Raw genomic sequence first — 16,578 nt, 5'->3', positions numbered from 1 at the left:
AAAAAACCGTTCCAAAATTGAATTGAAACGGTTTTTTTTGACTCAATACAAAGCTATAATATTATACAACCCCCTGCGCCAGCATAGCATCGGCAACTTTAACGAAACCTGCAATGTTAGCACCTTTTACGTAATCAATAGTGCTATCATCCTTATTTCCACCATATTTCATACATGCTTTATGAACATCCTTCATTATCATATGTAGTTTGCTGTCTACTTCAACACCCGACCAATTATAACGTATTGAGTTTTGTGCCATTTCTAACCCCGAAACAGCTACACCACCTGCATTAGATGCTTTGCCGGGAGCATATAAAATTCTTGCTTTCTGAAATACCTTTATCGCATCGTTATCTGATGGCATGTTGGCTCCTTCGGCAACACATATAACTCTATTTGCCACCAATGTTTCAGCATCCTCTTTGTTGATTTCATTTTGAGTGGCACAAGGCATTGCTATATCAGCTTTTTCGCCCCATGGTTTTTTACCTTCAAAAAATTGGATATTTTCAAATTTATCGGCAACTTCTTTAATACGGCCTCTCTTCTCATTTTTAATATACATCAGGTATTTTAATATTTCCTCGGTTATACCTCCGTCGATTTTGATATATCCCGATGAATCGGACAAAGTAATAACTTCAGCTCCCATCTGCATAGCTTTTTCAGCAGCATACTGCGCTACATTTCCTGAGCCTGAGATTATTACTATTTGGTCTTCCATATTCTGGTCTCTGGTCATCAGCATATACTCTACAAAATATACATTACCATAACCTGTTGCCTGTGGGCGTATCAATGAACCACCCCAACCGGCACCTTTTCCTGTTAATACCCCGGTAAATTCATTTCTTAACCTTTTATACTGACCAAATAAATATCCAATTTCTCTGCCACCTACCCCAATATCTCCTGCAGGAACATCTGTATTTGGCCCAATATGTCGAAACAATTCTGTCATAAACGACTGTGAAAAGCTCATTATATCATTATCCGATTTACCTTTAGGGTCGAAATCAGAACCTCCTTTTGCTCCACCCATTGGTAAAGTGGTTAATGAGTTTTTGAACACCTGTTCAAATGCCAGAAATTTTAAAATACTGAGGTTAACACTAGGATGAAAACGCAATCCTCCTTTATAAGGACCTATTGCGGAATTCATCTCTATTCTAAAACCTCTGTTTATTATTATCTCCCCCTTATCATTAATCCAGGGGACTCTGAAGATTATAACTCTTTCGGGCTCTATCATTCTTTCCAGGAGTTTTTTCCCCTGGTATTTTTTATTTTCATTGATAAATGGGATTATTACTTCAGCGACTTCTTCTACGGCTTGTAAAAATTCAGGTTCATTCGGGTTGTGTCTTTTTACTAAATCCATGAATTCTTTTACTCCGGTTGAATTCACTTCTTTTACGTCTACCAACATAATTTTATGTGTTAAAGTTGTTAATTAAGTAATAGAATTTATTGTTACAAAAATTGTTAGATTATAAATTAGTTAGGTTAAAATTTGATTGTTTATTCTTATAATATTATAGTTTTAGGTTAGTCGAAATATTTTCCCGGGAAGTGGACGAACTAATCCCTTTAGTTCAAGATTCAACAGAATTGACACCAATTTATAAACCGGAATTTCCGATTTAAACGACAAATCATCCAACGCTACACTATCTCCATTAATATTCTGTAACACAAGATCCTCTTCAGTGCTTGTTTCTATAAATAATGATTTTTGAACCATAGTACCCGAACTGTCTTTATCCCAACCAAGATAGTCAATAATTTCTGATGAAGAATTTAACAGTATTGCTTTATTATCTTTTATAAGGTTATTACACCCTTCAGAAAACATATCATCAACCCTTCCGGGCAATGCATAAACATCCCTGTTATAATCGTTGGCTAATTCCGCAGTAATTAATGCTCCGCCTTTTTTTGCCGCTTCTATAACTATAGTTGTTTTGCTTAGTCCTGCAATAATTCTATTTCGTTGGGGGAAATTTTCTCTGTCAGGAATTGCTCCTGAAGTAAATTCACTTAACAATGCGCCTTTTGCCTGTATCTGTTTTGCAATATTGTAATGACTTTTGGGATAAATCTGATCCAATCCATGGGCTACAACAGCTATGTTTTGCAAATTGTATTTTACCGCTGCCTTATGGGCAGTAACATCAACTCCATATGCAAGACCACTGACAATGGTTGGATTATACGGAGCAATATTTTCAATTAATTCCTCACAAAACCTACGTCCATAATTGGTCATATTACGCGTACCTACAATGCTGATAAATCTATCTGCCCCTAAATCAACATCACCTTTAAGCATAATATACAAAGGGCTGTCATAAAGCTGTTTTAGTAAAAAAGGATATTCTACCGAATCGAAACGTAAAAACTTTATATTATTCTGTTTTATAAAACTCAATTCTCCTTCAGCCCTGTCCAAGGCCTCTTTACTTGGGAAATTTTTCAGAACACCACTACTAATACCGGAAACTCTGATAATATCAAAATTTCTGGCTTCAAAAACACTCTCCGCACTTCCGAATGCATTTATTAATTTTTTGGCACTATGCAAGCCAATACCCTTAGTGAAAAAGAGCGCGATAGTATATTTTATTTCTTCATCCCTCATGTTTTTCTCATCTAAAAGACAGAATTATTTGGATAAAAAAACACTTCCTGATTTTTTCCAATGTTAATAAGTTACTCATCAATAAAAAACACCGGAAGGTTTCCAGATTAAATTTAAGCTTATTAAATTGAATGACAAATATTTAATTAAAATAAATTAAAAACCACGCAAACCGACAAATTGTTAATAACTTAATTCCTCCTGTTTATAAGAAAGAGGCTACACGAACAATTTGAACAGTCTTTTTTAGTAATTTTGATTACTATAAAATAGTAATGATCTGCTTTTATGGCATTAGACAAATACATAAGTGACTTATTATACAGATACGATTGTGTTATAGTACCCGGATTCGGAGGTTTTATAGCAAATAGAGTATCTGCAAAAAATATTCACAACCAACATAAATTTCTTCCTCCTACAAAGGAGATTGCTTTCAATAAACACCTGGACAAGAACGACGGTCTCTTGGCAAATTATTTAATGAAAGCGAAAAAGATTTCATATTCGCATGCAATCGACATCATTGACGAAACTGTAGTACTTTGGAAAAATGAACTTGATCAAAGTAATACATTCGACATTAAAAAAGTTGGATCATTCAGACTTAATGAAGACAGAAACTTAGAATTCACAGCCGATGAAAGTGTTAATTATCTAACAGACTCATACGGGCTGTCTAAATTTACTTCTTTATCAATTAAGAGAGATAAATCAATAGGAGACTTAAAACAATTACACAAAACTAAAACAGTTCCTAAGACAAATTATACCAGAAAAATTGTCAGGTATGCTGCTGTAATAGTTCCTTTTATAGCGATAAGTGCACTTTCGTATTATCAGTATAGCGATTCTATCTCTAATATGACTAATGCAAAGATTAGCATTAGCCCCAATAACACAAATGTGGAGGTAAATGTTCCTGTAAAAACCGAAACTAAAAAAGAGGAAATAACTGTTAAGCCGGCAGAAACTAAAGAAGTTCTAACGGTTCCTGTTGTTAACAAGCCTTTAAAGTATCACGTAATATCCGGCGCATTTAGATTAGAGAAAAATGCCAATAAAAATATAAGAATCCTAAACAAAAAGGGAATAGAAGCAAAATTGATAGGCCAAAACAAAAGTGGCTTACACATTGTATCGTACAAAAGCTTTAGCAACTTTAGAGACGCAAAAAAGTTTTTGTTAGCTATAAAAGCCAAGGAGAATAACAAGGCATGGATTCTGAAAAAAACAATATAATAAATTGCTTAAATAATTTAGAAAAGGAGCCGATATCGGCTCCTTTTTTTATACAAACTATTCTGTAAATCAATTACAAAACAGGCTTTATCAGTAAAAATGCCTAACTTTAAACAAATTAAAGTTTCCGGGCCATGCTAAAGTTTAAAACATTCATAGTCGCATTAATTCTAATCATTACTTCATGTTCGAAAGATAGTGACAGCAACAGCATTAAAGTTTCATTCGAAAAAAGCGAACAACATGTTGAGCATATAGCTCAGGATGTAGCTGTTAAACTAATTCTTAGCGAGGAAGCGAAAGATGATATAAAAATAGACTTAAAATTTGGAGGCAGTGCTGTTAAGCTCCACGATTATCTGTCTCCCGACGAACTAAGCCTTCGAAAAGGCTATATGGGTTCAGAGTTCAATGTAAAAACATTAATAAATCCGGATAATCTAAGCGAAAAAACTATCGAAATCGGCATGACACTTCCTAGCGGTTACACTACCGGAGAAAACCCAAAAACGACTATATATATCAATGCTGATTAATGCTTAGAGAGTATACCTGATTCCCAAAGCTATTCCTGCCCCAAATAATCTGTTTGTCGGGTATAAAACACCTAACTCAGGTCTGAAGTCTAATGAAAAATTTAATGGAGCCTTAGGTATTCTGTATTCTATTCCAATGTTTAACGGAATTGATAAAAACGTTCCATGCTTGTTAAATTTATCATCATCATAATAAACATAACTATAGTTACCTACAGAAACTCCACCACCAAAATACCAGTAAAACCCATTATCAATTGGCAATACCCATTGATATATTCCGGTAAGCTTGAATCCGTTTGTACCGTAATCTTTTGTATGATGGTTGTAAAAACCTAAGTCAGCCTCTAGCCTGCCATTACCTCCAAGTGTATGCTGATATGATAATTCAGCTCCAAATTCACTTCCCCCACCTAGTCTTAATCCAATAGAATAAGGCCCGGATTGTGAGAACAAATCAGAATTTGACAATAAAACAACTGCTAATAATAAAACAAGCTTCTTCATATACTATTAATATTTATGGATAGATTTAATTTACTAAGTTCCGATTCTATAGTTCAGTCAGCGAATATAACATGATTTATCCATAAAAAACCAATATGTGCAATAATGAAAAAATTGATGTTTTTCAAATAAACAAGCCGGCTCACAGGTATTTACTTCACCAACGAGATATTGAAAACTTAATAATGTAAAATTATTCCTACCTATAAAAATTTTGATGATCAATATATTCCCAGATTCCTTCGGGAAGAAGAGGTTTTACATTTTTTCCTTCCTTAATTGCATTACGTATATCTGTAGCTGCAATTTCCATCAATGGTGCATTTATATGTATTACATTTTTATGCTCCGAATAAACTGACTCTCCGGTATTGGGACGCGGATATACAAATATTTTATGATTGTCAATTAATGCCTCGTGATTTTTCCACTTGTGAAAGCTCTCCAGATTGTCTTGTCCCATTATAAGAGCAAACTTATGCATAGTAAATTTTTCCTCCAGTGCAACCATAGTTCTTGATGTATAGTTGGGTTGTGGAAGATTAAACTCTATATCGCTTGCTCTTAGGTGATCGTAATTTTTTATTGCACGTTGAACTATATCCAGACGGTGATAGTCATCGAGCAAAGTACTTTTTTTCTTAAAAGGATTATGCGGAGTAACTACAAACCAAACTTCGTCTAAATCACTAAATTCAACCATATGATTGGCTATTATCATATGCCCGACATGAATTGGATTAAATGTTCCGAAGTATAAGCCTATATTCATTTTTGTTTATTAATTACTTAACTCTATTTTCTCTCAAACATAAAGGCTAACGCCACTATCCCTCTTCTATAAAATTTCTCACCACCTTTTCAGCTTCATCCTGAGCAACTTCCAAAACATCGTTATACAGAACGTAATCAAACTTATTTGAATACTTAATTTCAACTTCGGCCTTAGCTACCCTCATAGCAATTTTTTCGGGAGTTTCGGTATCTCTTCCCACCAGTCTCTTTTTCAATTCCTCCACACTTGGCGGTTGAACAAAAATTGCCATTGTATTATCGGGAAACTGTTTCTTTATATTTAATCCCCCAACTACATCAATGTCAAAAATCACATGTTTACCTTCATCCCAAATCCGTTGGACTTCACTTTTTAAGGTCCCGTAATAATTATCGGCATATACCTCTTCCCACTCTAAAAATTCATCGTTTTCAATCTTTGACCTAAAATCGTCAAGTGAAATAAAATGATAATCTTTTCCATTAACTTCATTAACCCTAGGCTCTCTTGACGCCGCAGAAATTGAGAATTCCAAGCCAATATTTCGTTTCAATAAGTTACGTACAATAGTAGTTTTTCCAGATCCCGATGGTGCCGAAAAAACAATGAGTTTGCCTTGTTTTGACATGTATATTCAGTTATTGTTTATAAAAATCCCATAGCAAAAATAACTATCGGTTCTTTAGATAATTCAAATTCTTATGTTACAAAGCGTTTAATACCTGCTCTTTTATTTTTTCCAACTCATCTTTCATCTGCACAACAATACGTTGCATCTTTGAATGATTGGATTTTGATCCTAGAGTATTTATTTCCCTGCCTATCTCCTGAGATATAAACCCAAGTTTCTTTCCGTTAGATTCTCCTCCATCCAGTTCTTCCGTAAAATACTTTAAATGATGGTCTAATCTAACCTTTTCTTCAGTAACATCAAGCTTTTCCAGATAAAAAATCATTTCCTGCTCGAATCTGTTTTCATCAACATTGATCTTTAGATCATCAATGTTTTTTGAAATTCTCTCACGAACAGTTTTTATACGCTCTTCTTCATATTGAGGAATCTCTGTAAGTAACCCGGCAATATTTTCAATTCTTAAGTTTAGTTCATTATAAAGTGAAACACCCTCTGTTTTTCTGTAATCAACAAGGTTATTTACAGCTTCTTTTACCAATTCAGACACTTCATTCCACTCTTCATCGCTCAACTCTTCCCTTTCGGTTTTAACTGCATCGGGAAACCTTACTGCCATAGCTAAATAATTTTCCTCCGGAGCATCGTCGTACACCTTTTTTAAACCGTCAATATAAGACTCAATAATAGGAGTATTTACAGTATATGGAGAATCACTGCCGGTAACCTCAGCATACAGATTAAATTCCACCTTCCCCCGAAGTATATATTTTGCAAGTATAGATCTTATATCAAGCTCTTTTGCCCTGTAAAATGACGGTACACGAACATTCAAGTCCAGCTGCTTGCTGTTCAGTGATTTAATCTCTATAGTTAGCTTCTTATTTGGAATCTGCTTCACTGCTCTTCCAAATCCGGTCATGGAAAGTATCATATCTCTAAATTTATTAATTGGGCAAATTTAATCAACTTATATTTATTGAGTTGTTTTTAGACACTTTATATGCTAAATATTACAAAACATAAAAAACAAAAGTTGGTAATAACCTAAATTTTTATTTATTCTAAATGAATTTAATTAAAATTAAAAACTTATAATCACCTCAACTACTGCTAAATAGAAAATAAATATTAATTTTGAGAGTCAAATATAAAAAAAAGTTGAAAAGGACTTATTGTACTTTTTACACTTTATATAATAGTTGTATATTTGCATCGTTATTTAAAAAAAATTAAATCAATTAACTGTCATGGGTTACAATATCAAACCAGGAGTTGCTACAGGAGAAGCGGTAAATGAAATTTTTAAACTTGCAAAAGAAAAGAATTTTGCATTACCGGCTGTTAACGTAATTGGAACAAACTCAATGAACGCTGTTATGGAAACAGCTAAAGAGCTTAACTCACCTGTTATAATACAATTTTCTAATGGAGGCGCTGTTTTCAACGCAGGAAAAGGCTTATCGAACGATGGTCAGAAAGCTGCTATATTAGGTGGTGTTTCAGGAGCACAACACGTTCACAAATTAGCTGAAGCATACGGGATACCGGTGATCATGCATACCGATCACGCTGCAAAAAAACTACTTCCCTGGATTGATGGATTACTTGACGCCAGTGAGGCTCATTTCGCTGCTCATGGAAAACCATTATTCAGCTCTCACATGATTGATTTGTCAGAAGAACCAATCGAAGAGAACATAGAGCTTTGTAAAACTTACCTTGAGCGTATGAGCAAAATGGGTATGACTCTTGAAATTGAATTAGGTATTACAGGTGGTGAAGAAGATGGTGTTGACAATTCAGATGTTGATGAATCAAAACTTTATACTCAACCCGAAGAAGTTGCCTACGCATACGAAGAGTTGAGTAAAGTAAGTCCTAACTTCACTATTGCTGCATCGTTCGGTAATGTACACGGGGTTTACAAGCCGGGGAATGTTAAGCTTACTCCAAAAATTCTTGATAATTCTCAAAAATTCATCGAAGAAAAATACAATACTGAAGCAAACCCTGTAAACTTTGTTTTCCACGGTGGTTCGGGTTCTTCTCTCGAAGAAATCAGAGAAGCTATCGGTTACGGTACTATCAAAATGAATATCGATACTGATATGCAATATGCTATGATGAGCGGTGTTAGAGATTATTTTGATGATAAAAAGGAATATATCCAATCTCAAATTGGTAATCCTGAAGGAGCTGATTCTCCAAACAAAAAATACTACGATCCACGTGTTTGGATGCGTAAAGGCGAAGAAGCTTTCAAAGCAAGACTTAAGCAGGCTTTCGAAGATTTAAATGCTATTGATACATTGTAGTAAATAAACTTCAATAATATATAAAAGGTTAGTTCGTAAAGAGCTAACCTTTTTTTTATTCAATTTGGTATTATCACGAATCAAGTCCATTTTCACCAATTGAAATTTCACATGCTTTTTTTGGCGCAATTTCCGGCTATACGTTTATAGTCCTCAAATCTATACTTGTAATTGTAGGTTTTCGCAAGAGCTCCCGGGGTCGCTTTGCAAAAACAACAATTACAAAGCATAGTTTTTGCGGGCTAACACTTCTATCCGGGCGAGAAAAAATTCAGCTATACTATGGACTTATGCCCCGGATTGCAATGATACCCTGCAGTAAGCAAAATATGTCGAACAAATATTTGCAATGGCTTGGAGTTTGCGACAAGACCATTGCAAGTATATTGTGAGTTGTTTTGCTTGCGAAGCGTATAAATGAAAAGCCGGAATAGGCACATAATATTGATAATACAAATATGGGAAAGTAAAATTATCAATAATAGTAATGCCAAATAAACCTGCCTGAATGCATCAGAGCAGGCGGGCATCAAAAAAAAACCAAGGGTTTTAACTACGTTGATTCTAAATAATTTTGAAATTCAATTGAATTAATTAGATTTGAAAAACCTAAAACCTATCGAATATCATAAAAACAAACATTTTTTTTTTATATCCTTATGGCTATTTTTTAACTAATACCCACTTATGAAAAATATCTTACTTTTTATTGGCATCATGCTAAGTATTAATAATATATGCTTTTCGCAGGATAAAATCACATATAATGATTATGACTCTATCTCAGAAGAAATTACTGCTCTATCGGAGAAAGAAGAGTATGGTCAGATAGTAAAAATCATTGATAACATAAATCCAAATGATTCTATTTACCTGCCAATACAGGTAACAAAATCATACTATTTAATCCAGCAAAAAAAATATGAAGAAGCTGTAAAAGTATGCGACGAAGGACTAAAAAGCCCAAACAGGGATGACAGCCCTTCTTTTTTCCTGAATAAAGCTCTGTCATATTGGTATCTTGAAAACAAAGAAGAAGCACTTAACACTTTAGATGAGGGACTTAAAGAGTTTCCAAAAAGTTATAATTTCTATTTCTACAAAGGTGTTTTTCATGACCAGTTAGAGGATTATTCCAAAGCTTTAGAAATGTATAAGCTTTCGGCTGTACTAAATCCTTACAATCCGGATATTCATCTTAAAATAGGAAATATCTGCTATAAGCAACATCAAATTTCTCAAGCACTGATGTGCTTTAACACTTACTTACTACTTAATCCCGACGGTCAAAATTCGTTTGATATTCTTAATTCAATAAACGAATTGCTTGCCAGAAAAAATTCAAATGAAAAAGTTAAAGGGTTAAGCATTTCAAAAGATGATAAAGCATTTTTCGAATCAGACTTAATCATAAATAATAGAATTGCACTTAGGTCTGATTATGAAATCGACAATAAGATTAATATAGCCTTTGTTAGACAGAATCATGCTCTATTTGAGACATTAAAAACTTTCACAGGAAAAGACGGTTTTTGGGATAAAACATATGTTAAGTTATATAAATGGATTTACGAAAGCGACAATTTTGATAATTTCGTTTATACGACAAACTACTCTATACAAAATAAAAAGTATAAAAAGATCGTTAATAAAAATGAAGAAAATATCATATCCTTCCTTGACCAGTTCCATGAAAAATGGACAGGAATTTTTGAAGGAACCAGTTTACTGTTAAATAGCGAGAAGCAGCCAGTATCATATTACTATAACAATAACCGTTTAGGTGGAATTGGCAGCAAAAAAGACAATAAGGCTTATGGTAATTGGGAATATTACGATGAAGCGGGTAAATTAAATGCCAAAGGAGAGTATGACGGTCAGGAAAAGAGAACCGGAAAATGGATCTGGTACTACAATAATTCAAATATTAAAGAAATTGCCAACTATAAAGAGGGCAAACTTGAAGGAAGTAATATTGGATATCACCTGAATGGAAAAGTTAAATATGAGACCGGTTATTCAAATGATTCTTTAAACGGCCCTTACAAATACTACAATAAATACGGAGCACTTGAAGAGGATAAAGTATATAAAAAGAACACATTAGAAGGCCCATACAATAGTTTCCATCAAATCGGAAAATCTGCCAAAGAATATGTTGTGGCTTACACCAACGACAAACCTGAAGGGGTGGTAACCAAATATTTTGGTAACGGTAAAAAAGAATATGAGGTATTATTCGAAAATGGACTGAAGCAAAAAGTTGAAAAGAACTATTACGCTAATGGTAAATTAGGTTATACATATAACTATGTTGATGGCAAATTCAGCGGTTCATTTAAATCATACAACAAACATGGAACCTTAATAAAAGAAGGTGAAGGACTTGAAGGTGAAAACATAGGTTTATGGAAAACATATTACCCGAGCAATACCTTAAAAATAGAATCAAATTATAAAAATGGGAAGTTAGACGGTGATTATTTTGAATATAGTCCTGAGGGCAAACTCCACTTCCAGTATAAATACAGAAAGGACGAACTTATTGCCTACAAATTTTTCGACGATGAAGGAAAGCTCTTAAAAGAAGCCGACAAGAAAGGTGGTAAATTTTTCTATGAGAGTTTTACAATTAACGGTATCAAAACAACTGAAGGCCTGTATGATGTAAGTGGCGGGAAAGTTGGAGAATGGAAATTCTACACCGATAATGGTACTGTATATTCAAAAGGTATTTATTCAGAAGGCAAGGCTCAGGGCGAACATACTAACTATTACAGTGATGGAAAAGTAAAGTCGATAACTACATATAAAGATGATGCTTTATCAGGATATTATGTAAGTTATTATTACAATGGTAAAATCGAATCCCAGGGTTGGTATTTAGAAGATCAAAAAGATAAAGAATGGCGTGATTACTACACTGACGGAACACTAAAATCGATTAGCTATTATCATAAAGGGGAACTCAACGGAGTGCAAAAACATTTTTCGGTTGAAGGAAAATGTTATTACAATGGCATATATGATTATGGTTCATTGAACACTGAAAAGTTTTTTGATCGTAATGGTAAGTTGTACCAGGAAATTGATTTCAAAAATTCTGAAAGTAATTTTATTGCGATAAATAACTCACCAGACAATAAAAAATTATCTGAAACCAGTTTTAAATACCGAACCAAAAGCGGTCCCTTTGTTGCATACGATTATTACGGAAATATCGTTGTTAAAGGTAACTACCTAAATGGTGGAGCTTCAGGAACATGGACATGGTTCTATAAAAACGGGAACAAAAGAAGAGAAGGTGTACTTCTTAATGGTGAATATCAGGGAATAGTAACTACGTACCACGAGAACGGAAATATAGAAAACAAGTACGAATATAACCTCGGAGAATTAAACAGCGAGGTAGTTACATACGCAGAAGATGGCAAAACAGTGGTTATTACAACCGAATATTCTGACAATAATCTACACGGCAGGAAAACATTTTACAGTGACGAAGGTAAACTTCAGCTAATTAGATTTTACAAATACAATAAGTTAATTGGTTATAGCTACCTTGATAAAGACGGTAAAGAATTACCAATGATAGAGATCGAAAATGAAACTGCAAAAATAGTCTCTTATTACGATAATGGTAATAAGGCCAGAGAGATGGAGTTTAAAAATGGTATTTCGGAAAATGTATACGCAACCTATGATTATAATGGCCAATTACTTTCAAAACATAATAATATACATGATCAGTACAACGGAGTGTATATAAAACATTTCAAAAACGGGAAAGTTAAGGAAGAGCTAATATTTAAAGATGATGAAAGAAACGGATTGTCGAAAAAATATTATCAAAATGGCAATCTAAAAGAAAGTATTAATTATTTGAACGACGACAAAAGCGGCGAGGCCAAATATTATGATTCTAAAGGTCGCTTAGTTAGAGTTGAACAGTATTTTAACGGTGATATTTATGACTCAAAAGAAATATAGTATCCTTCGCAACTTATTAGTCGCGGCTATGATTTTTGTTGGAGTTTCGGGGATAGCACAGTCTGTCTCAGGCTTCAATCATCTCAAAAAGAAATACCCGTCTACAAACGTAGTTAGATTAAACAGGGAAGTAATTATTGATATTGCAATCAAAGATAATGATATTGTCATTGAGAAAACATCAATTGATGAAAACCTGTTTCTGGATGAATCCGCTACCCAATTCTCTAAAGAATCAATAGGCTACTCCTCATTTTTTCAAATTGAAGATGTAGAAGCATCTTCTTTCAATATAGAAAATGGGGAATATCGCGAAAATGAAGTTAAAAACTTTATGAAAAAAGATGAATTAGATGGTTCATTTTTCGATGATGTTAAGTCTATTAATTTTGTTTACCCAAACGTAAATCCGGGGTCAAAAACCAGACTTTTGGTAGCTGCAAAAATTCTAAATCCACGATTTTTAAGTTCATTCTACTTTGGCGATTCTTTTCCTGTTGTGAATGCTAAATTAACAATCAATGTAGATAAGGATATAGACCTCGACTTTAAACAGTTTAACACCGATAGTTTAGATATAGAATTCAAAAAAAAGGAAAAAAGAAATAAAATAACTTATTCCTGGCAGGCAAAAGATGTAGATGCTATTAAAATGGAAGAAAGCACTCCAAATTACAAGAACTATTTTCCACACGTAGTACCTATTATTTCTAAGTATAAAACTGACGATAATAAAATAGTAAAACTGACATCAGAATCGTCTGATCTTTACAAATGGTATTATTCACTCATAAAAGACATCAATAAAGAACCGAGCAATCCTGAGCTTGTGAGTGTAGTAGAAAAGCTTACCAAAAATAAGGACAGTGAAATCGAAAAAGTCAGAGCAATGTATTATTGGGTTCAGAACAATATAAAATACATAGCCTTCGAATATGCACTTGGCGGATTTATACCAAGAGAGGCAAATGACGTATTCAGAAAAAAATACGGCGATTGTAAAGATAACTCCAGCATATTAAGCGAGATGTTTGAAATTGCAGAAATCGAAGGTAATTTAACCTGGATCGGTACCAGAAGTATACCTTATAAATACGATGAATTACCTACTCCTGCTGTTGATAATCATATGATTTTTGTATATAAAAACGGTGATAAAAACTACTTTTTAGATGCTACGGCAAGATTTATTCCTTTAGAGTTACCTACAAGTTTTATACAGGGTAAGGAAGCCTTGGTTTCTAATGATAACAACAAATTCGAAATAATAGAAGTTCCGGTTATTGATGCTGAAATTAATGCAGAAATCGATTCAACAAAAATTTATATCGAGAACAAGCAATTGAAAGGAAGTGCTAAAAGAATAATAAAAGGTTACAGTAAAGTAGATGCCTTTCAATATTTGGAGTCTTACAACACTGAATCGAAACTTAATGATTTCTATAAAAATTACCTTCAAAAAGGTAACAATAAATTCATAGCAAGCAACATTACAGAGATCAATAAGTATGATTACGACAAAGATTTTATTATCAATTATGATTTCAAAATATCAAATTATATTGTGGCCGGTGGTGATGAAGTTTATGTAAATTTAAACTTAGATCAAATCCTGCTTACCCATTATATAAAAGAAGATCGAAAAACCGATATCGAAATTGATTATAAGAAGTCATATACATTTGTTAACGAACTAAATATTCCGGAAGGATATTTTGTAGACTATCTACCTGAAAATTTTAAATCGGAAAATAACCTACTGTCGTCATCAATAAATTATTCGAGAAAAGATAATAAGATTATTTACACTCATTCAGTGAAATTCGACTTTTTAACCTTGACAAAGTCAGAGCAAAAAGACTATCTGAAAATATTGAAAAACACGGAAAAAGCATATAAAGAGTTAATTGTTCTAAAAAAAATAAACACTCATGAAAAATAGCATATTACTATTCTTACTCTTACTTATTACAGTAAAAATTTCTGCCCAGGAACCATTTTACAAATCTTATTCCTGGGATGAAAAAGCCGACTATAAAAGCTATAATTTAGACCCCGCATCAGAAAAGGATATTATCTCACTAAAAGATAAAATAGTGACCGAATTTTATTTTAATGATGATGACAACCTTGTGGAATTCTATCTGGAACACAATGCTTACTGGTTAAATTCAGATGAAAAAATAGAGGAATTCAACAAAATATATCTCCCCTACAATTCAGGCTCCGAATTATTAACCAGCAAAGCCAGGGTAATTAATAAAGAAGGAAAAGTAATAGAACTTGACGATTCAAAAATACTAACGGCTCAAAACGAAGAGACAAAAGAAGAATATAAATACTACGCAATCGAAGGTATTGAAAAAGGAAGCGTTATTGAGTATTATTTTATTGTTAAAAAATTCCCTTCATACAGAGGAAAAAGGATGACCTTTCAGGAATCGTACGAAAAGCGAAATATTGAGTTTGATTTATTCTCGCCAAGTAACCTGATATTCGATTTTAAGAGCTACAACGGACTTCAGGACATTGAACAGGACACCTTATCGGAAGATAAGCTACATTGGAAGTTATCTGTTGATAAAATTGAAGAACTGGAAAATGAAGAAAGATCACCTTATGATGCTTCCAAACAATATTTAGTTTACAAGCTCGACCAAAATAAATATTCGAACGTTCATGGAATATCATCGTATGACAATGTATCTGAAAATCTGTATAAATTATTATTTCAGGAGTTGTCAAAAAGTGAAGCCTCAAATGTAAAGAAGCTAATTAAAAATGCGGGAGCAAAAAAGAAAGAGGATGCCTCATCAAGTATCAGAGCGCTGGAAAACTATATAAAAAGTAATTTCTATTTTTCTGAGATTAACAGTGAAGAATCTAAAGACATAAGCTCCGTTATTAAAAGTAAAACCGGATCGGAAATAGGACTGCTGAAAGTTTATATCGCAGCGTTAAACAGCATAGGTATTCCAACAGAAGTTGTTTTAACAAGTAACAGATTTAACCTCAGATTCGATGATGATTATGAAGCATATAACTTCCTAACCGATTATCTGCTATATTTCCCAACGGTCGATAAATATACTTCGATTAAAGAACTGGAGTCGCGAATGGGCTTTCCTCCAATACAATTTACCGATAACTACGGTTTGTTTATTAAAGAAGTTGCCGTTGGAAATTACAAAAGTGGTGTTGGGCAAATTAAATATATAACTGCTCCTTCGGCAGAAGATTCGGAGGATAATATGACAATAGATATTTCTTTCGATACGGACAAAGAAATGCAAAGTATTATAAAACTTGAGCGGGAATTTAAAGGTTATAATGCTGTATTTATTCAACCTTTTGTAAACCTTATAGATAAAGAAGCAATTGATGGTTTATACGATGAAATTATTAAATCTATCAGCGAGAGCATCACAATAAAAAATAAGGAAGTAAAAAATGATAAGTCAGAGTTGTTTGGAGTTAAACCATTTATAATTATCGCCGATATTGAAAGCGATGCCTTTGTGAATAAAGCCGGCAGAAAATACCTGTTCAAATTAGGAGAACTTATCGGTCCGCAAATGGAAATGTATCAGGAAGATGAGCGTGTATTGCCTTTGGAAGGTGAATTTAATAAAACTTATAACAGGGTTATCAATATTAATATACCCGAAGGCTATAAAATTTCGAACATCGACGACATAAATATCCACCACTACTACGAAAAGAGTAAAGAGGAAAGGTTATTTGAATTTCACTCATATTATGAGCTAAAAGAAAATATACTGACTGTTCATGCAAACGAATATTACAGGGAAAACAAAGTTGAACCAAAAGTATTCGAAGACTACAGGAAAGTAATTAACGGTGCTGCCGATTTCAACAAGATTGTACTTATTTTAGAACCGGAAGAAAAGATCTGATAAAACATATAAATTATT

Annotated in this window: 12 protein-coding genes; 6 read left to right on the top strand and 6 right to left on the bottom strand. The window is 33.3% G+C overall.

Annotation, left to right across the window (positions count from 1 at the left end):
* Positions 1–61: 61 nt before the first annotated feature.
* Positions 62–1,432, bottom strand: coding sequence for an NADP-specific glutamate dehydrogenase (gene gdhA / locus ABFR62_08215; GenBank protein MEN8138403.1), 1,371 nt, complete (start codon positions 1,430–1,432; stop codon positions 62–64).
* Positions 1,433–1,546: 114 nt separating this feature from the next.
* Positions 1,547–2,644 carry a DNA-processing protein DprA gene (gene dprA, locus ABFR62_08210; GenBank protein MEN8138402.1) on the bottom strand — a complete coding sequence of 366 codons (1,098 nt, stop codon included), beginning with the start codon at positions 2,642–2,644 and terminating at the stop codon, positions 1,547–1,549.
* 288 nt (positions 2,645–2,932) lie between these two features.
* Here dprA and ABFR62_08205 point away from each other — a divergent pair, with 288 nt between their 5' ends.
* Positions 2,933–3,886 carry an SPOR domain-containing protein gene (locus ABFR62_08205; GenBank protein ID MEN8138401.1) on the top strand — a complete coding sequence of 318 codons (954 nt, stop codon included), beginning with the start codon at positions 2,933–2,935 and terminating at the stop codon, positions 3,884–3,886.
* Positions 3,887–4,020: 134 nt separating this feature from the next.
* The gene (locus ABFR62_08200) at positions 4,021–4,422 is read left to right on the top strand and encodes a hypothetical protein (protein ID MEN8138400.1); all 402 of its coding nucleotides are present in this window, start codon (positions 4,021–4,023) and stop codon (positions 4,420–4,422) included.
* 3 nt (positions 4,423–4,425) lie between these two features.
* Here ABFR62_08200 and ABFR62_08195 read toward each other — a convergent pair whose 3' ends face one another.
* From ABFR62_08195 to ABFR62_08180, 4 genes are all read right to left on the bottom strand, one after another.
* The gene (locus ABFR62_08195; GenBank protein ID MEN8138399.1) at positions 4,426–4,929 is read right to left on the bottom strand and encodes a hypothetical protein; all 504 of its coding nucleotides are present in this window, start codon (positions 4,927–4,929) and stop codon (positions 4,426–4,428) included.
* 199 nt (positions 4,930–5,128) lie between these two features.
* Positions 5,129–5,701: a nicotinate (nicotinamide) nucleotide adenylyltransferase gene (gene nadD / locus ABFR62_08190; protein ID MEN8138398.1), complete on the bottom strand. Its 573-nt coding sequence runs from the start codon at positions 5,699–5,701 to the stop codon at positions 5,129–5,131.
* Positions 5,702–5,756: 55 nt separating this feature from the next.
* Positions 5,757–6,332, bottom strand: coding sequence for a guanylate kinase (gmk, locus tag ABFR62_08185; GenBank protein ID MEN8138397.1), 576 nt, complete (start codon positions 6,330–6,332; stop codon positions 5,757–5,759).
* A gap of 76 nt (positions 6,333–6,408) precedes the next feature.
* The gene (locus ABFR62_08180; protein MEN8138396.1) at positions 6,409–7,269 is read right to left on the bottom strand and encodes a YicC/YloC family endoribonuclease; all 861 of its coding nucleotides are present in this window, start codon (positions 7,267–7,269) and stop codon (positions 6,409–6,411) included.
* Positions 7,270–7,585: 316 nt separating this feature from the next.
* Here ABFR62_08180 and fbaA point away from each other — a divergent pair, with 316 nt between their 5' ends.
* From fbaA to ABFR62_08160, 4 genes are all read left to right on the top strand, one after another.
* Positions 7,586–8,653, top strand: a complete 1,068-nt coding sequence (fbaA, locus tag ABFR62_08175; GenBank protein MEN8138395.1) for a class II fructose-bisphosphate aldolase — start codon at positions 7,586–7,588, stop codon at positions 8,651–8,653.
* A 687-nt stretch (positions 8,654–9,340) separates the two neighbouring features.
* On the top strand, positions 9,341–12,643 hold the full coding sequence (locus tag ABFR62_08170) for a tetratricopeptide repeat protein (protein MEN8138394.1): 3,303 nt from the start codon (positions 9,341–9,343) through the stop codon (positions 12,641–12,643).
* Entirely contained in the window at positions 12,624–14,585 is a 1,962-nt protein-coding gene (locus ABFR62_08165; GenBank protein MEN8138393.1) for a transglutaminase-like domain-containing protein, read from the top strand. Before ABFR62_08170 ends, ABFR62_08165 begins: the two co-directional genes overlap by 20 nt.
* Positions 14,575–16,560, top strand: a complete 1,986-nt coding sequence (locus ABFR62_08160) for a DUF3857 domain-containing protein (GenBank protein ID MEN8138392.1) — start codon at positions 14,575–14,577, stop codon at positions 16,558–16,560. The genes ABFR62_08165 and ABFR62_08160 overlap by 11 nt, the downstream gene beginning before the upstream one ends.
* Positions 16,561–16,578: the final 18 nt, after the last annotated feature.

The organism is Bacteroidota bacterium (genome assembly GCA_039714315.1).
Lineage (GTDB): Bacteria > Bacteroidota > Bacteroidia > Flavobacteriales > JADGDT01 > JADGDT01.
This window is presented reverse-complemented; position numbering and strand designations above follow the sequence as displayed.